Source organism: Kitasatospora hibisci, assembly GCF_043950205.1.
Taxonomy (GTDB): Bacteria; Actinomycetota; Actinomycetes; order Streptomycetales; family Streptomycetaceae; genus Kitasatospora; species Kitasatospora hibisci.
Map to the genome: position 1 here is coordinate 4650330 of NZ_CP171642.1, position 17276 is coordinate 4667605.

20 protein-coding genes and 1 pseudogene are annotated in these 17276 nt (G+C 72.3%); 11 read left to right on the forward strand and 10 right to left on the reverse strand.

From position 1 onward, the window contains the following. The first annotated feature begins 116 nt into the window (after nt 1-116). The 4 genes from ACF9IK_RS20190 to ACF9IK_RS20205 all read left to right on the forward strand — a co-directional run bounded on the left by ACF9IK_RS20190 (nt 117) and on the right by ACF9IK_RS20205 (nt 2995). On the forward strand, nt 117-314 hold the full coding sequence (locus ACF9IK_RS20190) for a hypothetical protein (protein WP_395295579.1): 198 nt from the start codon (nt 117-119) through the stop codon (nt 312-314). Nucleotides 315-849: 535 nt separating this feature from the next. Further along, complete coding sequence (locus tag ACF9IK_RS20195) at nt 850-1971, forward strand: radical SAM protein (protein WP_395295580.1); 1122 nt, start codon at nt 850-852, stop codon at nt 1969-1971. Continuing rightward, the gene (locus ACF9IK_RS20200; RefSeq protein ID WP_395295581.1) at nt 1968-2099 is read left to right on the forward strand and encodes a hypothetical protein; all 132 of its coding nucleotides are present in this window, start codon (nt 1968-1970) and stop codon (nt 2097-2099) included. The genes ACF9IK_RS20195 and ACF9IK_RS20200 overlap by 4 nt, the downstream gene beginning before the upstream one ends. Before the next feature lie 92 nt (nt 2100-2191). Next, a complete protein-coding gene (locus ACF9IK_RS20205; protein WP_395295582.1) occupies nt 2192-2995 on the forward strand; it encodes an aminoglycoside phosphotransferase in 804 nt (267 codons plus the stop codon). 56 nt (nt 2996-3051) lie between these two features. Here the strand turns inward: ACF9IK_RS20205 and ACF9IK_RS20210 are convergent, their stop codons facing one another. Further along, complete coding sequence (locus ACF9IK_RS20210; RefSeq protein ID WP_395295583.1) at nt 3052-3798, reverse strand: TetR/AcrR family transcriptional regulator; 747 nt, start codon at nt 3796-3798, stop codon at nt 3052-3054. 281 nt (nt 3799-4079) lie between these two features. Then, a pseudogene (locus ACF9IK_RS20215) lies at nt 4080-4259 on the reverse strand (helix-turn-helix domain-containing protein); the annotation flags it as partial. A gap of 380 nt (nt 4260-4639) precedes the next feature. Between ACF9IK_RS20215 and ACF9IK_RS20220 the strand changes: the two are divergent. Beyond that, on the forward strand, nt 4640-5179 hold the full coding sequence (locus tag ACF9IK_RS20220; protein ID WP_395295584.1) for a GNAT family N-acetyltransferase: 540 nt from the start codon (nt 4640-4642) through the stop codon (nt 5177-5179). Here the strand turns inward: ACF9IK_RS20220 and ACF9IK_RS20225 are convergent. Then, nucleotides 5164-5649: an Appr-1-p processing protein gene (locus tag ACF9IK_RS20225; RefSeq protein ID WP_395295585.1), complete on the reverse strand. Its 486-nt coding sequence runs from the start codon at nt 5647-5649 to the stop codon at nt 5164-5166. The genes ACF9IK_RS20220 and ACF9IK_RS20225 overlap by 16 nt on opposite strands. Before the next feature lie 10 nt (nt 5650-5659). Further along, a complete protein-coding gene (locus ACF9IK_RS20230) occupies nt 5660-6952 on the reverse strand; it encodes an MFS transporter (RefSeq protein ID WP_395295586.1) in 1293 nt (430 codons plus the stop codon). 112 nt (nt 6953-7064) lie between these two features. On the opposite strand from ACF9IK_RS20230, the gene ACF9IK_RS20235 reads away from it, so the two are divergent. Then, on the forward strand, nt 7065-8030 hold the full coding sequence (locus ACF9IK_RS20235; RefSeq protein WP_395295587.1) for a LysR family transcriptional regulator: 966 nt from the start codon (nt 7065-7067) through the stop codon (nt 8028-8030). Between the two features lie 226 nt (nt 8031-8256). Here ACF9IK_RS20235 and ACF9IK_RS20240 read toward each other — a convergent pair whose 3' ends face one another. Beyond that, complete coding sequence (locus ACF9IK_RS20240) at nt 8257-8868, reverse strand: YceI family protein (RefSeq protein WP_395295588.1); 612 nt, start codon at nt 8866-8868, stop codon at nt 8257-8259. 202 nt (nt 8869-9070) lie between these two features. Here ACF9IK_RS20240 and ACF9IK_RS20245 point away from each other — a divergent pair, with 202 nt between their 5' ends. Continuing rightward, on the forward strand, nt 9071-10177 hold the full coding sequence (locus tag ACF9IK_RS20245; RefSeq protein ID WP_395295589.1) for a MerR family transcriptional regulator: 1107 nt from the start codon (nt 9071-9073) through the stop codon (nt 10175-10177). Nucleotides 10178-10334: 157 nt separating this feature from the next. Here the strand turns inward: ACF9IK_RS20245 and ACF9IK_RS20250 are convergent, their stop codons facing one another. The 3 genes from ACF9IK_RS20250 to ACF9IK_RS20260 all read right to left on the reverse strand — a co-directional run bounded on the left by ACF9IK_RS20250 (nt 10335) and on the right by ACF9IK_RS20260 (nt 11672). Then, the gene (locus ACF9IK_RS20250) at nt 10335-10685 is read right to left on the reverse strand and encodes a hypothetical protein (protein ID WP_395295590.1); all 351 of its coding nucleotides are present in this window, start codon (nt 10683-10685) and stop codon (nt 10335-10337) included. 134 nt (nt 10686-10819) lie between these two features. After that, nucleotides 10820-11188, reverse strand: a complete 369-nt coding sequence (locus ACF9IK_RS20255; RefSeq protein WP_395295591.1) for a hypothetical protein — start codon at nt 11186-11188, stop codon at nt 10820-10822. 22 nt (nt 11189-11210) lie between these two features. After that, complete coding sequence (locus ACF9IK_RS20260) at nt 11211-11672, reverse strand: DUF2199 domain-containing protein (protein ID WP_395298623.1); 462 nt, start codon at nt 11670-11672, stop codon at nt 11211-11213. A 290-nt stretch (nt 11673-11962) separates the two neighbouring features. Here ACF9IK_RS20260 and ACF9IK_RS20265 point away from each other — a divergent pair, with 290 nt between their 5' ends. From ACF9IK_RS20265 to ACF9IK_RS20275, 3 genes are all read left to right on the forward strand, one after another. Continuing rightward, nucleotides 11963-12379 (forward strand): helix-turn-helix domain-containing protein, encoded by a 417-nt coding sequence (locus ACF9IK_RS20265; RefSeq protein ID WP_395295592.1) that lies wholly within the window; start codon nt 11963-11965, stop codon nt 12377-12379. A gap of 17 nt (nt 12380-12396) precedes the next feature. Then, nucleotides 12397-12954 (forward strand): hypothetical protein, encoded by a 558-nt coding sequence (locus tag ACF9IK_RS20270; RefSeq protein ID WP_395295593.1) that lies wholly within the window; start codon nt 12397-12399, stop codon nt 12952-12954. 149 nt (nt 12955-13103) lie between these two features. Continuing rightward, nucleotides 13104-13439: a DUF2516 family protein gene (locus ACF9IK_RS20275; protein WP_395295594.1), complete on the forward strand. Its 336-nt coding sequence runs from the start codon at nt 13104-13106 to the stop codon at nt 13437-13439. 160 nt (nt 13440-13599) lie between these two features. Here the strand turns inward: ACF9IK_RS20275 and ACF9IK_RS20280 are convergent, their stop codons facing one another. Next, nucleotides 13600-15060 (reverse strand): PP2C family protein-serine/threonine phosphatase, encoded by a 1461-nt coding sequence (locus ACF9IK_RS20280; protein ID WP_395295595.1) that lies wholly within the window; start codon nt 15058-15060, stop codon nt 13600-13602. A 238-nt stretch (nt 15061-15298) separates the two neighbouring features. Here ACF9IK_RS20280 and ACF9IK_RS20285 point away from each other — a divergent pair, with 238 nt between their 5' ends. Beyond that, nucleotides 15299-15865 (forward strand): O-acetyl-ADP-ribose deacetylase, encoded by a 567-nt coding sequence (locus ACF9IK_RS20285; protein WP_395295596.1) that lies wholly within the window; start codon nt 15299-15301, stop codon nt 15863-15865. A 192-nt stretch (nt 15866-16057) separates the two neighbouring features. Here ACF9IK_RS20285 and ACF9IK_RS20290 read toward each other — a convergent pair whose 3' ends face one another. Then, complete coding sequence (locus tag ACF9IK_RS20290; protein ID WP_395295597.1) at nt 16058-16888, reverse strand: class I SAM-dependent methyltransferase; 831 nt, start codon at nt 16886-16888, stop codon at nt 16058-16060. Nucleotides 16889-17276: the final 388 nt, after the last annotated feature.

Genomic DNA, 17276 nt, shown 5'->3' on the forward strand with positions numbered 1-17276 from the left:
TGTCCTGTGGCCCGCCGAGTATGCCGAGAAGCACAACGAATCCCAAGTCCAGTACTTCGGCCGCCGCAACCTGCGGCGCCACCGCGAGAGGAAGCCCGACAGTGGAGCACTACCCGTTGCCGCCCCGGAAGGCGTGGAAGCTCGGTAAATGCTTCTGCTGCGACCGGTGGACCCTGGTAGCGGCAGGGGCCAGCTACGGCCCCGACGCCATGTCGCTGCCGCTCTGCCGGGTGGGCTTCGAGCGGGCCGAGCGAAAGCGCCACCGCGCCAAACTGCGGGCAACCATGGGCCAGGCCGAGGTGATCGCAGCGTGAGATCACACAGCCGACTCGCGTTCCTCGGTCGAACCGCGCGAAGCCTGGTCCGTGAGCCTCGGATCACGTGGGCGTGGATCTGGGGCGCTTACATCCAGCTCTCGCCCGTCGTGCTCGCCGTTAGCCCCAAGCGGCGCCAGGCCGTCAGGGCAGTGGAACGCATCCGTGCCGAGGACCGGTATTTCCGCGAGACGTGCCAGGCACTCACCCGGGATATGTTGCGGCGCGAACTCGACAGTCCGGACCGGGATTCCTCGGTCATCCTCGGCCTGCTCCGCACGATCCTGGACGACCACAGCCCCCACCGACGGCGCCGGGTGGACCGACCGCCCAACCGGCCCAACTAGCCCCCGCGAGAGGCCCGGAAAGGGCGTCCTCGGCCTCTCGTGGGCCCCACGGCCCTGCCCCGACCGAATCCCCCCGGCGGGACGGGCAGGGCCGCCACAGACCCCCGCCCCAGCCGAGCTGGGGTTCGACCGGGACGGGCACCACCGACCAAGTACAGCCCTGCGCACAGCCAAGGAGGCAAGGCACGGTGTACGACCTGATAGCGGCCCCTTTCGTGGGCTCGCATGTGCTACTGCGGCCGGGCCGCCGAGAAGCGATCAAGCTGCCCGAGAAGCGGTTCCGGGAACTGGGACTCGCCAGCGCGCGCGGTGAGATGTGTCCCCCGTGGCTGCTGTCCGCCGCGAAGGCCCGATGGAGCGCAGATCTGCCCGTGCGCCGGGTCGCCGAGTCGGTGCTGATCCGGCGGCCCTCGGTGTTCGGACACAGCCGGGCCAGTTGGGAACTCAACCTTGGGTGCGACTTCGGCTGTGATCACTGCTTCCTGGGAGAGCGGCCGTTCGCGGGCCTGGACGAGGCAGGGAAGCACGGTCTGTTGCGGACCCTGCGGGATGCTGGTGTCCTCTGGCTCCAGATGACCGGGGGCGAACCCCTGATCGACCGGGACTTCCCCGGCGCCGCGCGGCTCGCTCACGACCTCGGAATGATGATCGAGGTCCAGACGAACGGGTCGAGGCTGTCCCGGCCGGAGATCCTGGACGTGCTGACCTCCGTCCGCCCGCACCGGGTCGCCGTGTCCCTGTACGGCGCCACGCAAGAAACGTTCGACGGCTTCACCCACAGCCGTGGCGCGTTCAAGCGCGTCACCACCGGACTGGCCGCCGCCGTCGAGGCGGGGTTGCCCGTGCGCCTGTCGCTGATCATCACGGCGAAAACCGCACACGAGCAGGAACGCATGCGCGGCATGGCCGATGACCTCGGCGTGCCGTACATCGAGTACACCCAGATGTCCCCGACGATCTACGGCGGGGGCCAGACACTCGAATCTCAGAGCGCCGCCCACCTCAAGCCGCTCGGGCGGTTCGAGGGCTGCAACGCCGGTCACACCTTCCTGCACGTCGACCCGCACGGCCGAGCGTCCATCTGCAAGGTCGCCCGCGACGAACAGGTTGACCTGATGACCGAAGGAGTCCAAGGACTCTCCCGCCTCGGCGTGATTGCCGACGGCCTCATGCTTCGCACCGGTGGCTGTGCCGGCTGCCAGCTCTCCGAGAAATGCTCGGTGTGCAGGCCGCTGGCCAAGCGCTACCAGGAGGCGAAGGCACCACTCAGGAACTACTGCCAACACGGACAGAAGGAGAGTGCAGCATGACCGCTGTCATGGTCGAGATGAGCCCCACCCGCACCGAGGAGGACGACGAGCTGTCGTTCATCGACGACGCCGAGGCGTTCGGCGCCGACGCGCTGCCCGGGTGCAACGACGACAACCCGTACCGGTAACCCGGCAGTAGCGTGACGTGTCCCCGGGCAGGCTCCCAGCGTTCAACCTGGGGCCCGCCCGGGGGCCTACCACGACCGACGAACGGACGACCGTGACCACACCCCGAATCCCGTACGCCGACCTGCCCGTTACGGCGCGCAGGGCCGTCGAAGTACACACAGGCCCGCCCCTGAAAGTCGAGTCGGAGGCCGAGGGCTTCAACAGCGAAATCGCCGCCCGCCTCATCTCGCAGACCGGCGAGTACTACGTGAAGGGGCTCCGGGCAGATCACCGCCGGGTATGGACGCAGGCCCGAGAGGCCGAGGTGAACCCGTACGTGCGGGAAATCGCCCCGGCCCTGGTAGGCCGAGTGGAGTCCGGCGGGTGGGACATGCTGATCTTCGAAGCGGTCGACGGGCACCACGCCGACTACCGTCCCGACTCGCCCGACCTACCGGAGGTCGTTGACGTGCTGCGGCGCCTGTCGGCTATCCCCTGCCCGCCGATCGAACTTCGATACGCCGAGCAGCGCCTAGCCCGGTATGCCGCCTGGCCGGAAGATCTCGATCATTTCGCCGGGGACGCGTTGCTCCACACCGACTGGCATAACACGAACGTTCTCGTGACCGACCAGGGCGCCCAGCTCGTTGACTGGGCCTGGGCTACAAAGGGCGCCCCGTGGCTGGACGCCGGGTATTGGGTGATCTGGTTGATCGCATCCGGGCACGACCCCGTCTCGGCTGAGGAATGGGCCTCCCGCGTCCCCACGTGGCAGGCGGCCCCTGCCCTCGGGATCGACGCGTTCGCCGTCGCCAACGCCAACATGTGGGACGAGATCGGCGAACAGGACCCCGACCCGTGGACGGTTCGTATGGTCGGCGCCGCACGCCGGTGGCGAGACCACCGGAAGGCGTAACCGGTCCCCCCCCGGCCACCCGTTCTCATTCCCGTGACGAGTGGCCGGGGCTTCGCCTATTTGATCGCAGCCTTTCCTATGGTCGGCAGGATGAAGTCCTGGATCAGTCCCTTGGCGTCCCGCACAATTGGACGGAACACCCGGTAGCGGGACAAGTTGATGACCCGCGCCGCCATGGGGGTAGACCTGCGGACAAATTCCCGGGTCCGCTCCGTGTCCTCGGTGCGGTCAAAAACCCAGTAGAGCACCACGACCATAAGGTGTAGCCAGAGGACATCCGGCAGTAGCTCGACCAATTCGGCGTCCAGCTTCGGAGCCAACTCGGAGCCAGCGAGCACGTCGCGGAACAGCTCGACGGCGGTAGCTCGCGCCGGGTGCGACTCGTCGGAGAACGGGCTCAGCGAGCTGGTCGGGTCGGCGGCCGTGCGGAAGAACTGCGCGGCGAACTCGTGGTACGGCGCGGCGGTGTCGAGCCAGGATGCAATAGCAATTTCCAAGCGCTCCGCGAAATCGCGGGTTTCCGCCATTCTACTTCTTGCATCCGCGGCATGGTCATAAGTCATCCGGTCATAGAATCCCTGAATTAGGAACTCTTTTCCGGCGAAATAGTAGTACGCGTTCCCGACTGAGATTCCCGCCTCCGCCGCAATGGCGCGCATCGTGGTTTTTTCGTATCCGCGTTCCTGGAAAAGCCGCATGGCCGTTTCGAGGATGAGGGCGCGGGTCTGCTCGCTCTTGTCCGTCTTGGGCAGGGCACGCCCGCCCGGAAGCTCGGGGGCGCCAGTCTCGTTCGGCTTGTCCACGCTGGCCGACCCTACCGGGCCGGGGTCGGCGAAACCCCGTCCTGCGTAAGCCCTGGGCGGTAGCCTGCCCTCATGATCAAGATGGATGCGGAAGCCGCTGTTGCCCTGCTGGCTGGCCAGGGAATCCCGTGCACGGCAGGGCCGCGCGACCTGACGATGCCGGACGGGGCGTGGTGGATCTTCGGGGGGCCGAACCCGGCAGCGCCGCAGGACTGGACAGACCTCGGGCGCCGACTGCTGGCGGCCACGCAGGCCGAACCCGTACTAGACCTGACCTGCAATTCTTTGGCGGAGAAGTAGTAGTAGGCGTTGCCGACGGAGACGCCCGCCTCGGCGGCGATGGCCCGCATGGTGGTCTTCTCGTAGCCGCGTTCCTGGAACAGCCGCATGGCCGTCTCCAGGATCATGGCCCGGGTCTGCTCGCTCTTGTCCGTCTTCGGCTGGGCCCGCCCACCGGGCAGCTCGGACGCCGCGGGGGCGCCGGCCGGGAGGCCGTCGTCGCCGCTCGCCGTGGGCACGTCGCCGGAGCGCGCCGGGCCCCGCCGGGGCTTGCGCCCGCCGCCCGCCGCCGGACGGCCCCGGGGCTCCTCCGGCGTGCCGTCCGGGCCGGTGGCCCCGCTCGTACCGCTCGTTCCGCTCGTTGCTGCCAGCTCGTCCACGCCCCGAGCCTAGTCGGACTGCTCAGCTCCAACCGGTGTCGGTGCGCACGGCACCGGATGCCCCCTCCGCATCCGGTACCGCAGCGCCGCCCCCGTGCCTTTCGAACGTGTTCAAAAGCATGCCATGACTCTAGGGGGAGGGCTGAACATGCTCAAGTCAGTTCCTGTGGGAGGCTCGTCACATGAACGCCACCATTCGGCGCGGCAGCGTGCACGATGCCGAGGCCGTCGCCGGCCTCCACGCGCTCAGCTGGCGCACCGCCTACGTCGGCATCGTCCCGGAGCAGGCGCTCGGCGACGGGCTCTCCGAGGAACGCCGCGCTCTCTGGGAACTGCGGCTGGCCGCCGAGTACGGCGAGCCGGCGAACACCCCCGAGCTGCTGATCGCCGAACAGGCCGGCAGCGCCGTCGGCTTCGCCTACCTGGTGCCGCAGGCGGACGGGCGGATCCTGCTGGACAACCTGCACGTCGAGCCCGGCCGTACCGGCGGCGGGATCGGCCGCGCGCTGCTGGGCGCGGCCCGCTCGCACGTCGCGCGGCAGCACCCCGGCGCGGACCTCTACCTGGAGGTGCTGTGCGACAACACCCGGGCGGTCGCGTTCTACGAGCGCGAGGGCGGCCTGCGCACGGCGGAGCAGGAGGGCTTCTTCCCCGGGGGGTTCGTACTCCCCGAGTACGAGTACACCTGGACGGCGGCCGATCGGGATCAGTCGACGTCGTAGACCGTCACCGGCACGCCGCGGTCCACCAGACGGCTCGTCACCAGGGGTTCGACCCGATCCCACCGCCCGCCGGCCAGACCGCAGCCGATCCGCGGCATGTGGACCGAGGCCCCGAGCAGGAGCGCCTCCTCGGCCAGGGCGGCCAGCGCGGTGGCGATCGCTTCGTAGCGCACCGGCGCGCCTGTCGAGCGGCCGGTCCGGATGCCGCGCTGGCCGACCATGTTGGCCACCCAGACATAGCGCTCCACCTGCACCAGCTGGACCGCGCCGAGGCCGAAGTCGTTCCGCGCGCGATCCCGGTGCCACCGCCGGTACGCCGCCTCCGGCTCGGCCCAGCGCCGCGACAACGCCAGAACGAAGCCCTTGCCCCAGCCGCCGAGGTCGTTGCAGACGTGCGCGATCACCTTCACGCCCTTGCCCTGGGGCGCGGTGGCGTCTCCGCGCAGGTACTGCAGGGTTGCGGTCTCCATGCCCGACAGCCTAGTGAACGGTACTGACACGCTGTTCGGGGTCGCGGCCCGCGGCCACCGTTCCCGCGGCCGCCGTTCTCGGGGGCGCGGTCGACGGGCGGAGGTGGCGGCGGCCGGCGAGGGCGATCAGCAGGGCGAGCGCGGCGGCACCGGCAGGCAGGAGGTAGCCGGTGCCCGGCGCGGTGTGCTCGGCCACCGCGCCGCCCAGCGCCGCTCCGCCCGAGACGCCCACCACGATGCCGGAGACCGTCACCGCCATGCCCTCGTTCAGCTGTGCCTGCGGCAGGAGGTCCTGGACCAGCGTCATACCGGTGACCATGGTCGGTGCGGTGCCCGTGCCGGCCGTGAACAGGGCCGCCCCGAGCAGCGCGAGCCCCGGGTCGCCCAGCCCGGCTCCGCCCGTGACGGCGGCGAGCGGCAGCAGCAGGACCACGGCCATGGTCGCGACGCCGAGCAGGAACCGCACCCCCGGTGCGCGACGCGGTCGGCGCAGCCCGAAGGCCAGCCCGGCCGCGCACGAGCCGGCCGCTACCAGCCCCAGCAGGAGGCCCGCCAGCGGCTTCCGGCCGAGCGCGTCGGTGTAGGCGACCGTGGTCACCTCCATCGCCCCGAAGACGAGGCCGGTGGCGAGGAAGGTCAGCAGCAGCACCCGCAGACCGGGCACGCGCAGCGGCGAGCCGGGCCGGGCGGCCGCACGGGCGGGTGCCGCGACCGGTGGCTCGGTCCGGCGCCGGCTCGCGAACAGCAGCGCACCGGCGGCGCCGAGCGTTCCCGCGGTGACCAGCCCGGCCTCCGGGGCCACCGCGGTGCAGAGCAGCATCGCGAGCACCGGCCCGGTCGTGAAGCAGAGCTCGTCCAGCGCCTGCTCGAAGGAGTTGGCCAGGTGGCGCAGCTCCGGGTCGGCCCGGTAGAGGTGTGCCCAGCGGGCTCGCGCCATCCCGCCGAGGTTCGGGGCCGCCGCGGCCGCCGCCCAGCAGGCGTACAGCGTCCAGTCGGGCGCGCCGGCCCGGACGCAGAGCAGCAGGCCGGTGATCGGCAGGGCGTTGTACAGCGCGGCCGGGACGGTGACGCGCGCCTGGCCGTGACGGTCGACCAGCCGGCCGATCAGCGGCAGGCCGATCGCCCCGGTGGCCAGCCCGACCGCCGAGACGGCGCCCGCGAGCGCGTAGGAGCCGCGCCGTTCGGCGAGCAGCACCACCAGCGAGACGCCGGTCATCGACATGGCGAGCCGGCCGAGCAGACCGGCCAGGGTGAAGGCGGCGGTGCCGGGCAGGGCGAAGAGCCGACGGTACGAGGACAGCATGGAACTCCGAGGAAGGGACCGGTGGGTGTGGTCCCAGCTTCGGACCGTCACCCGGCGGCGGTCCAACACCGGTTCCGTCGCATCGACAACACGGTGTTGTTAATCTGCCGCCATGCCCGCCGACCTGCACCCCCGCCTGCTCCGCGGCTTCGCCATGACGGCCGAGACCCTGCACTTCGGCCGGGCCGCCGAGCGTCTGCACGTCGCCCAGCAGGCGCTCAGCCGGGACGTCCGGACACTGGAGCGGCTGCTCGGCGACGCGCTCTTCACCCGGACCACCCGCAACGTCGAACTCACCCCGGCCGGACAGCGGTTGCTGCCGAAGGCCCGGCAACTGCTGGCGCTGCACGACGAGATCGTGGCCGGCGAGGCGGCGCGGCCCCTGCTGATGGACCTCAACAGCGACGTCAGCGGGCCGGACCTGACCGGGGACCGGGTGCTCGAACGGGCCCGTGCCGCCTGGCCGGAGGGGGAGCTGCTGGCCCGCTTCCACGGTGGGCTCGCAGCGGCGGCCGCCGCGTTGGTGGACCACCGGCTGGACGTCTCGTTCGGCCGCTTCGCCGGTCTCGCGGCCGGGCTGCAGGCCCAACTGGTCCAGGTTCCGGTCCGGTTGGAGCGGGTTTCGGTGATGATGACGGCCGACCACCCGCTGGCCGACCGTGCGGTGCTGAGGCTCGCGGACCTGGTCGGCCATCCGGTCGACATCTGCGCCGGCAACCCGGCCACGACCGAGTGGGCGGACCTCGGCGTCCGGCTGCTGCGCGAGCACGGCCTGGTTCCGGCCGCACCGCACGTGCCGCCGGTGGGGGTGGACGAGACCGTCCGCTACATGGCCCGGCATCGCGATCCGATGCTGACCACCGTGGGCGGGCTGGTGATGCCCGGGGTGGTGAACCTGCCGCTGGTGGAGCCGGTGCCGCTGACCCTGCTCAGCCTGGTGCACCGGCCGGACCTTCGTCACCCCGGGCTGACCGCACTGGTGACGGCCGCCGCCGAGCTCGGCGCGGAGGAGAGGTGGTTGCGGCGTCCGGCGGGCAGCTGGCTGCCTGTGGCCGACGCCGCACTGCTGGCGCGTTAGCCGCTCTGCGGTCGGCCGGGGCCTCGGACGGCCCCGCGGGTGGGCTGTCGGCGTCGCCGGAACGGAACGGCCGTGCGCGCCGTGGTCGTTGCGGCCGGAAACGACCCGCCCCTGCCGCTCGGGGGTCGGCAGGGGCGGGTCGTGTGCGGGGCGGTCGTGGCGTGGACCGCCGGGACACCGGGTGGACCGGTGCCCGGTGTGACGGGGGCGGCCGAGGGCGGCCGGTTCAGGACGCCCGGACGGCGGAGATGTCGAAGCTGAGCCTGACCTTCTCGCCGATCAGCACGCCGCCGGTCTCCAGAGCGGCGTTGTAGGTGAGGCCCCAGTCGGTGCGGTCCAGCACGGCCGTGCCCTCGAAGCCGACCCGCTCGGCCCCGTAGGCGTCGGTGGCGCTGCCGGTGTAGTCGAGGTCGAGGACGATCGGACGGGTGGTGTCCTTGATGGTCAGCTCGCCGGTCATCCGGTAGGTGTCGCCGCGCAGGCGCTCCGCGGAGGTGCTGTGGAAGCGGATCTCCGGGTAGGTCTCGGCGGCGAAGAAGTCGCCGGTGCGCAGGTGCTCGTCGCGCTGGGTCTGGTTGGTGTCGATGCTCGCGACCTTGATCACCAGCTCGGCGCTGGAGTTGCCGGGCTCGGCACCGTCCAGGCTCAGCTTGCCGTCGTACTCGGTGAAGCGGCCCTTGACGTTCGTGACCATCGCGTGGCGCACCGAGAAGCCGACCTCGCTGTGGGTGGTGTCGATGGCCCAGTCGCCGGAGAGGTGGGACAGGTCCGGCCCGGCGGGCGCCTCGGCGACGGCGGTGGTGGTCGCGGCGGTCTTGGTGCGGTTGAACAGGCCCATGGCTCCTCCTCGGGTTCGAAGCCAATTGTTTAGGCTTCAACTTGTTGGCTCCACTGTAGGGCGGTTTCGTTAAAACTTCAACCATGGTGACCCCGGCGCCACGGAATCCACCCGTACGGCGGGGCGGGTGCCCCGGTACCGTCGAGCCCGGTCCGGCCGCCCGGCTTGACCCTCGACCTGGTCGAGGCACCACGCTTCCGGCGTGGAGAGCGACCTGCGCAGCATCGGTGAACTGGCCCGCGAGAGCGGCCTCGGCGTCAGCGCGCTGCGGTTCTACGACGACGCCGGCGTCCTCGGCCCCGCCTGGGTCGATCCGCGCACCGGCTATCGCTGGTACGGGCCCGGTCAGCTCGCCGACGCCCGGCTGCTCTGCCGGCTGCGGCGGGTGGGCCTGCCGCTGGCCGACATCCGGGCCGTGCTGGGTGCGGCACCGGGTTCCGGGGCTGCCCACCGGGTGGTCGACGCGCACCTGCGCCGGCTGGAGGACGGCCTCGCCGACGCCCGCCGGGAGCTCTCCCTGATCCGCGACCTGATCGACCAGAGGGAGAGCCCGATGACCACCGCCCCCACCACGCACGACCTCACGGTTCCGGCTCGCGAGCTGGCCGCCGCCCTGGAAGCCGTCCGCTTCGCGGTCTCCGGCGACCCCGAACTGCCCATGCTCTCGGGGGTGCTGTTCGACCTCGACGGCGGGCTGCTGCGGCTGGTCGCCACCGACCGGTACCGGATGGCGCTGGCCGAACTGCCGGTGTCGGGCGGGCGGTCGCCGGAGGCCTCGGTCGCCGCGCTGGTGCCGACCGCACTGGTCGACGCGCTCCGCGCACTGCTCGGCTCGGGCGGCGACCGGGCCCGGCTGACCCTGGGCGGCGGCCTGGTCCGGGCCGAGACCGGCGGCCACCGGATCGAGGGCGCGACGCTCGACCACGACTACCCGGACTACCGCTCGCTGGTCCGGCTCGACCCGGTGCACCGGGTCGGTGTACCCGCCGCCGACCTGCGTGAGGCCGTCGAAACCGGCGCCACCCGCACCCTGCCCTCGGGCCCGCACGGTGCCGCCTGCGAGGCCACCGTGCTCGCCTTCGGCCCGGACGGCCGGCTCGCCGTCGCCGCCGAGGGTGCCGAGCCGGACCCGGGCGGCCTCCGGGTGGCGGTCAACCGCGACTTCCTCCTGGACGCCGTCCGGGCCGGCGCCTCCGAGCAGCTCGTGCTGGAGATAGGTGGCCCGATCGCCCCGCTGGCCGTGCGGACGGAGGGGCGGGCCGGCACCTTCTCGATCCTGATGCCGATCCGGGTCCCGGACGCCGTGTGATCACACGGCGGTCGCCCGGGGCCGGTCCTCGGTGGCGGGCGCGGGGAGTCCGGAGGGGTTCGAGGCGGCCCGGGCGGCACGCGCGCCCGTAGCGGAGCCGGGGCTGCCCGCCCTGCTCGCCGAGGTCTGGCTCCGCATCGCCGAAGCCGCCGGACGGTCAGCGGTCCGCCCCCGTCGCCGCGTCGAACAGGGGCCAGCCGTCGGCCTCGGCGGTGCCGCGGTCCGGCACCTCCAGTCCCTGCGCCCGCGCCTCGTCGAGCAGCTGCCGGACCGCGCCGGGAAGGTGCAGGTTGAGCGCCCCGCCCCGATCGTCGGCCACCTGCCCGGAGTGCAGGAATCCGTCGGGGACGAACCGCCCGGGCCCGGGGCGGAACACGATCCGCAGCGTTCCCCCGCCCTCCCGGTGCACCGTGAGCACCTCCCGGCAGTCGGGGTGCCGGTGGTGCACCGACCAGAGCCGGACGTCCCCGTCGATGACCGTCCGCCGCAACCGCCGCTTGCGCCCCATCCCCGGACGGTACCCGGCCGTCCCGTTCCCCGCCCCGGTCGCGGCTGTCCTGTCTCAGTGAAGGTGAACCACGGTGAGGCTGTGACCAGCGATGGTTCAGATCGAGTGGGACGCGGTGTTGGCGGTCGTCTCACTCAACCTGTCACCTGAGAGCCCTGCGTTGCTTCGCGCTCGGCTGTGAAGTCGTCGAGGAGTTGGAAGAGGACCTTGATCGCCTGCTTCTCGTCCTCGGGTGGTAGGTCCGAGATGTTGTCCCAGCCGTCTGGGAGCGCGATGTGCAGTACCTGGCCGGGCCAGGCGTGACTGCACTCGCGGCCTCGGCGGGCGACGAGCCATTCGTGCCAGCCGGCGAGCCCGTGTCCGCCATGACGGACGGCGTGCTGGTCGTAGCCGGTCAGGAACGCGGTCAGCAGGTGGAATGAGGTCCTGCCGACGAACATGCCGGGACGTCGGCCGACGCAGGCGAAGTACTCGCGTTCGCTTATCTCCGAGAGCTGCTTCATGCCCCTCCCGAGCCGGTCATGGTCACGAGCCGCCGTTGGTGGAGTGAAGAACGGCCTCGGCAATCTCGCGCACGCGATCCCGGGTGATGCCGGTCCTCTGTTCGGCGGCGAGGGGGTGGTCGGTGGGTTCGAGCTCGACGAGGGGGCGCTGACCGATGGGCCTGGTGCGGAGGTGGGTCTTCAGGTTGATGGTGCTGGGCGCATAGATGGGAAGCTCGGTGGTCAGCCAGCCGAAGTACGGCTTCTCGGATTCACGCCCTGGTGTCTCCCAGAGGTCTGCGGCGCGGGAGAAGTTCTCGCGGCTCAGGGAGACCCAGACGCCCCAGGAGAACACGTCGCTGCTGCCGATGACCGGTATCTCGATCAGACCCTTGACGAAGTAGTGCTGCGCTTTGATGACGCACTGATCCGACGAGAGCAGGCAGTCGGGGGCCTCGTCGAAGCTCGGGTCCCAGACGTAGGGGGCCATCGTCGAGTAGTTCATCGGCAGCTCTGCGTGGTGCTCGCCGCAGCACGAGCAAGTGAATCCGAGATCACTGGTCATGGGCGAAAGCCCAATGATCAGACACGACATCCTTCAGGGCAGTGTGTCCCGTCTTCAGCTTGGCCGAGGTCAACTGAGGCACGCGGCCAGTTGGTGCAGATCGACTGAGACTGGCTCAGCTTCACTGAGACGGGACACCGGTCGCGGCTCGGCCGACCGCTCGGCGCTGCGTGTTTGCTGCTGCTAGCGGCGTGCTTGCTTTTGCAAGCAGTGTGGTGCAGGGTGGTCGCATGGCCTCACTGAACGTCGGCTCGCTGGGCGAGTACATCCGCGAGCAGCGTCGCAACGCGCAGTACTCGTTGCGGCAGCTGGCGGAGGCCGCCGGCGTGTCCAACCCCTACCTCAGCCAGATCGAGCGGGGGCTGCGCAAGCCGAGCGCGGAGATCCTCCAGCAGATCGCCAAGGCGCTGCGGATCTCGGCGGAGACGCTGTACGTCCAGGCCGGGATCCTGGAGGAGCGGCGGGGTGAGGGCCTCGAACTGCGGGCCTCGATCCTGGCCGATCCGCTGATCAACGAGCAGCAGAAGCAGGCGCTGCTCGCGGTCTACGACGCCTTCCTCAAGGAGAACGCCGCCCGCAAGGACTCGGACGCGGCGCCCGACGACCACGCCGACGGCGGCCCGGCGGCCGCCGGCCCGGCAACCTAGACCACGGGAGACCGGCCATGCCGATGGCGGACGAGATCAAGAAGACCCTGAGCGACCCGACCCCGTTCTACGCCCTCGCCGGCGCGGGTGACCTCGCCTACGAGAAGCTGCGCGAGGTTCCCGGCAAGGTCGAGGCGCTGGCCGCGGACCGCAAGGGCGCGCAGGAGAAGGCCGCGGCCCGGTTCCAGGAGGCGCAGACCCGGCTGGTCGAGGCGCAGGCCAAGGTCGCCGGCAGCGTGACCACCCTGCCCGGCGACCTCAAGGAACTGCAGGAGAGGGCGCAGTCCTTCGCCCTCCAGCAGGTCGGCCGCGCGGTCGACCTGGCGGTGAAGGCCAAGGAGGCCTACGACGAGCTCGCCGAGCGTGGCCGGGGCGTCGTCGACCGGGGCCGTCCCGGCGATGCGGTGGAGTCCGCCGAGACCGAGCGGGTCGACGTCGAGCTGGTCGAGGACGAGCCCGTCGACGCCGAACTCGTGGAGGACCCTGCCGAGGCCGACGCGGCCGGCAACGACGCGGGGGCCGCCGAGCAGCCGGCCGCGAAGAAGTCCGCGAAGGGCCGGAAGGCCGCCGAGTAGCATCCGCCCACCGTGCCGCGGCCGGGGTTGGACCCGGGCCGACCGGGGCACATCTGTTGACCCCGGATCGTTGACACCGTGGCGGGCGGATCGCCGTGCCACGATGGGTGGCAGCCGGGGTGCCGAGCCGAGACACAGAGGAGGCCGCGATGGGCGGAGTGGGCCAGGTTCTGGTCCTGGACTACTTGAACCCGTTCTGGTGGCTGGCCGTGGCCATTCTGGGGTTCAAGCTGTTCGCGCTGGTCGACGCGGCCACCCGACGCGAGGACGCCTACCGGGCGGCGGACAAGAAGACCAAGGGGTTCTGGCTGGCCCTCCTCGGGATCGCGTTCGGCCTGGACCTGCTGTTCGGCTTGGGCTTCCTGACGCTGGCGGGTCTGGTCGCGGCCATCGTCTACATGGTGGACGTGCGCCCGGCGATCCGGGCGCTGACCAACCGGGGCGGCCGGAACGACCGGAACATCGGTCCCTACGGCCCCTGGTAGACCGGCCGGGCCGATCGGTGCCGGATCTCCGGTGCCGGGCCTCGTTGCCGGATCCCCGGTGCCGGGCCGATGTGCACCGGACACGATCGAAGGGGTGAGCCCCGGTGCTCGCGGGACCGATCCGCGAGCACCGGGGCTCACCCTGTCTCCGCTGCCCGCGTCAGCCCAGGATCAGCTGGACCGGGTTGCGCTCCAGCAGCAGCACGGCGACGTCGTCGGTCAGCGCGCCGCCGTTCAGCTCCTCGACCTCGGCGATCGCACTGTCCACGAGCCGGCCCCTGGTCAGCCCGGCGGCCAGGTGGTCACCGACGAGGTCCGCCAGCCCGTCCTGGCCGAGTCTGCGCGACCCGGCGCCGACACGGCCCTCGATCAGGCCGTCGGTGTAGAGCAGCAGTCGCCAGCCGGGGCGCAGTTCGAGTCGGTGCGCGGGCCAGACGGCGTCGCAGTCGTCGCAGGGGAGGAGGCCGAGCGCCGGGCCGGCCAGGTCTGCCGGCAGCATGACCGGCTTGTGGTCCGAGCCGAGCAGCAGGGGTGCGGGGTGGCCCGCGAGGTAGAGCCGGGCGGTCTCGACGGCGCCCAGCTCGTCGAGCCGGCCGGTGGCCTCGCGGGGCTCGATGACCAGCATGCAGAGCGTCGCGAAGATCTCGTCGCTGCGCCGCTCGTGCTCCAGGACGTGCTGGAGGGTGGTGAGCAGGGCTTCGCCGGTGAGTCCGGCGAAGACCAGGGTGCGCCACGCTATCCGGAGCGCCACCCCGAGCGCGGCCTCGTCCGGGCCGTGGCCGCAGACGTCGCCGATCACCACGTGGACGGTCCCGTCGTCGGTGCGGACGGCGTCGTAGAAGTCGCCGCCGAGCAGGGCGCGGCGGCGGCCGGGGCGGTAGCGCCGGGTGAAGGAGAGCCCGGCGCCGTCCAGCAGCGGGGTGGGCAGCAGATGGCGCTGCAGGCGGGCGTTCTCCTGGCCGCGGAGCTCGGCCTCGACCAGCCGGCGCTGGGACTCGTCGGCGCGCTTGCGCTCGACCGCGTAGCGCAGGGCGCGGGCCAGCAGCGGGCCGTCCGTCTCGTGCTTGATCAGGAAGTCCTGGGCTCCGGCGGCCACGGCGGCGGCGCCCAGCTCGGCCCCGGCGGCGTCGGTGAGCACCACGACGGCGGTGTGCGGCGCGCGGCGGAGCAGTTCGTGCAGGCCCTCCAGGCCGTCGGAGGCGTCGGAGGGGTGCGGCAGGTCGGCCGGGGCGGCGAGGTCGAGCAGGACGCAGCTGAAGTCGGTGCTGCGCGGCCGGCCGCGCCGGGCCGCGGCGGAGGCGGGTGCCAGCAGTTCGGAGGCCTGCTCCAGGCCGCGGGCCCAGTGGATCTCGATGGGGGCGCCACTGTCGGCCACCGCCGCCTTGAGGAGTTGGGCGTCGGAGGCGTCGTCCTCGATCACCAGCAGCTTGAGCGGTGCGGCGGAGGGGGCGGTGCGGGGGCCGGAGGCGGCGGCCGAGGCGTCGGACCGGGGGTGGGGTATCGGGGCGGGCGCCGTGGCCGGAGCGGCGGACCGGGCGCGGGCGCGGTCGGCGAGGGCGCCGTCGACGGCGCCCGGCAGGTCTGCGGCACCAGGTGCCCGCCCGTCTCCCGTTGCGGGCATCGGCTGATCCTCCCTTTCCCCGCATGCGTAACGGTCGGCGATCGTCCGCAGTGCCCGCCTGGCACCCTGCGTCGGGGAACTTCTCGCGACCATAACGTGATCTCCGGGGATTTCTCTGGCCGACCGGCGGCGTTGTGGCTATTGCCATGCCGGCGGGTGGTGTGGCGGACGGAACGGGAACGGCGGTCGGAGCCCGGCACGGGCGGGGTGCGGACCGACGGGAAGGGCGGACGCGGTGGTGACGCGGATCACCCTGGTCGAGGGTGACATCACGGAACAGCAGGTGGACGTGGTGGTGAACGCCGCCAACTCCTCTCTTCTGGGCGGCGGTGGCGTGGACGGTGCGATCCACCGCAAGGGCGGGCCGCAGATCCTGGAGGAGTGCCGCAGGCTCCGGGCGTCGCACTGGGGGCGCGGACTGCCGACCGGGCGGGCGGTGGCGACCACGGCCGGGCGGCTTCCGGCCCGCTGGGTGGTGCACACCGTGGGGCCGGTCTACTGGGAGGACGAGTACGAGGACAGGGCGGGGCAGCTGGCCTCCTGCTACCGCGAGTCGCTCCGGGTGGCGGCGGAGCTGGGCGCGCGCACGGTGGCCTTCCCGGCCGTGTCGGCCGGGGTGTACGGGTGGCCGCTGGATGACGCGGCCCGGATCGCGCTCGGCACCGTCGCGGCGACGGTCGCCGGGCCGGCCCGAGAGCTGACGGAGGTGCGGTTCGTGCTGTTCGGCACGGCGGCGTACGGGACGTTCGAGCAGGTGTGGCTGGGGATGGGGGGCGAGCAGGAGGGGCGGCAGGGGCAGGACTGAGGGCGGATCGGGACGCCCCCATGGTGGCGTGACGAGGCGTCAACACGCCAGAGATATTCGATAACTCGTTCGAGTGAATCCCCGGGATCGCTCACCTGGCCTGCGAAGGCGAGGACGGGACGGGCGGGCCGGCCGGCCGGGGTCGCCGGACGGGATCCCCGCCCGACGGAGCGGCGCGCCCGCCGCTCGGTCCTACGGTGCGAGCGCCGCCCAGGGAACGGTGACCTCGCCCTGCCGCCACCGGCCGCGTGCGTCCACCAGCGGCCAGGAGCCCGCCAGCGCGGTGCAGGCCGCGACCCAGCGCTGCCGGGCGCCGAACGCCCCGTAGGGGGCGGCCGCGGCCCAGGCCCGGTCGAAGTCGGCGAGGAAGGCGTGCACCGGCCGGCCCGGCACGTTGTGGTGGATCAGCGCCTTCGGCAGGCGTTCGGCCAGGTCGGAGGGATGCCCGAGACCGCCGAGGCGGGCCGCGAAGGTGACCGTCCGCGGGCCCTCCGGGCCGAGCGCGACCCAGACGTGCCGGCGCCCGATCTCGTCGCAGGTCCCCTCGACCAGCAGGCCGTCCGGCGCCAGCCGGTCGCAGAGCCGCTCCCAGACCCCCGCCACGGCGGCCTCCTCGTACTGCCGCAGCACATTGGCTGCGCGGATCAGCTGGGCGGGTGCGCCGCCGTCCAGCGGGACCTCGAAGCCGCCGCGCCGGAACGAGAGCAGCGGCGGATCGGCGTACGGCGCCGCGGCGGCGACCCGCTCCGGCTCGATCTCGATCCCCACCACCCGGACGTCCGCCCGCACCGACCTCAGCCGCCCGGCCAGCTCGACCGCCGTCCAGGGCGCGGCGCCGTAACCGAGGTCGACGGCCACCGGCGGCCGGTCGGCCGAGCGCAGCACCGGGCCGAGCGCGTGGGCGATCCAGCGGTCCATCCGGCGCAGCCGGTTGGTGTTGGTGGTGCCGCGGGTCACGGTGCCCACCGGTCGGCCCGCCCGCCCGCGGGCCTGCGCGGTCGAGGAGTCGAAGGTCGCGGCCATGCCCAGAAGCGTACGCGGCCGCGCGGACCACCCGGGCGGCCGTTCCGGCCCGCCCGCCCGCCCGGTCCCGCGGCCGCCCGGCCGACCCCGGGGCGCGGCCGACCGCCGCCGTCGCCCATCTCATCGCCCGGGGCGATCTCATCGCCCCGGGCGGGAATGCCGGTCGATGACCGCGTGGTTGGCACACTGGTGGTGATGTGCGCCCGGACGGGACGTGCGGACACCGCGGTGCGGCGATGCGGCGTGGGCGGCAGCGTCACACCGGACAGCAGGCAGCGCAGCAGGACAGCAGGCAGCAGGGCAGTGGGCAGCGCTGCCCAGACGGGCAGCACAGAGGAGGCTTCAGCCAGGTGATCCAGCACCCCGTCCGTTCGGTACGCCGTGCCCA

Excerpts from the sequence above, each read along its gene's own strand:
- ACF9IK_RS20280 (WP_395295595.1), bottom strand. The coding sequence starts at position 15,060 with ATGCCCGCAACGGGAGACGGGCGGGCACCTGGTGCCGCAGACCTGCCG.
- ACF9IK_RS20255 (WP_395295591.1), bottom strand. The coding sequence starts at position 11,188 with ATGAAGCAGCTCTCGGAGATAAGCGAACGCGAGTACTTCGCCTGCGTC.
- ACF9IK_RS20240 (WP_395295588.1), bottom strand. The coding sequence starts at position 8,868 with ATGGGCCTGTTCAACCGCACCAAGACCGCCGCGACCACCACCGCCGTC.
- ACF9IK_RS20200 (WP_395295581.1), top strand. The coding sequence starts at position 1,968 with ATGACCGCTGTCATGGTCGAGATGAGCCCCACCCGCACCGAGGAGGAC.
- ACF9IK_RS20230 (WP_395295586.1), bottom strand. The coding sequence starts at position 6,952 with ATGCTGTCCTCGTACCGTCGGCTCTTCGCCCTGCCCGGCACCGCCGCC.
- ACF9IK_RS20275 (WP_395295594.1), top strand. The coding sequence starts at position 13,104 with ATGGGCGGAGTGGGCCAGGTTCTGGTCCTGGACTACTTGAACCCGTTC.
- ACF9IK_RS20290 (WP_395295597.1), bottom strand. The coding sequence starts at position 16,888 with ATGGCCGCGACCTTCGACTCCTCGACCGCGCAGGCCCGCGGGCGGGCG.
- ACF9IK_RS20265 (WP_395295592.1), top strand. The coding sequence starts at position 11,963 with ATGGCCTCACTGAACGTCGGCTCGCTGGGCGAGTACATCCGCGAGCAG.
- ACF9IK_RS20250 (WP_395295590.1), bottom strand. The coding sequence starts at position 10,685 with ATGGGGCGCAAGCGGCGGTTGCGGCGGACGGTCATCGACGGGGACGTC.
- ACF9IK_RS20260 (WP_395298623.1), bottom strand. The coding sequence starts at position 11,672 with ATGAACTACTCGACGATGGCCCCCTACGTCTGGGACCCGAGCTTCGAC.
- ACF9IK_RS20220 (WP_395295584.1), top strand. The coding sequence starts at position 4,640 with ATGAACGCCACCATTCGGCGCGGCAGCGTGCACGATGCCGAGGCCGTC.
- ACF9IK_RS20235 (WP_395295587.1), top strand. The coding sequence starts at position 7,065 with ATGCCCGCCGACCTGCACCCCCGCCTGCTCCGCGGCTTCGCCATGACG.
- ACF9IK_RS20225 (WP_395295585.1), bottom strand. The coding sequence starts at position 5,649 with ATGGAGACCGCAACCCTGCAGTACCTGCGCGGAGACGCCACCGCGCCC.
- ACF9IK_RS20270 (WP_395295593.1), top strand. The coding sequence starts at position 12,397 with ATGCCGATGGCGGACGAGATCAAGAAGACCCTGAGCGACCCGACCCCG.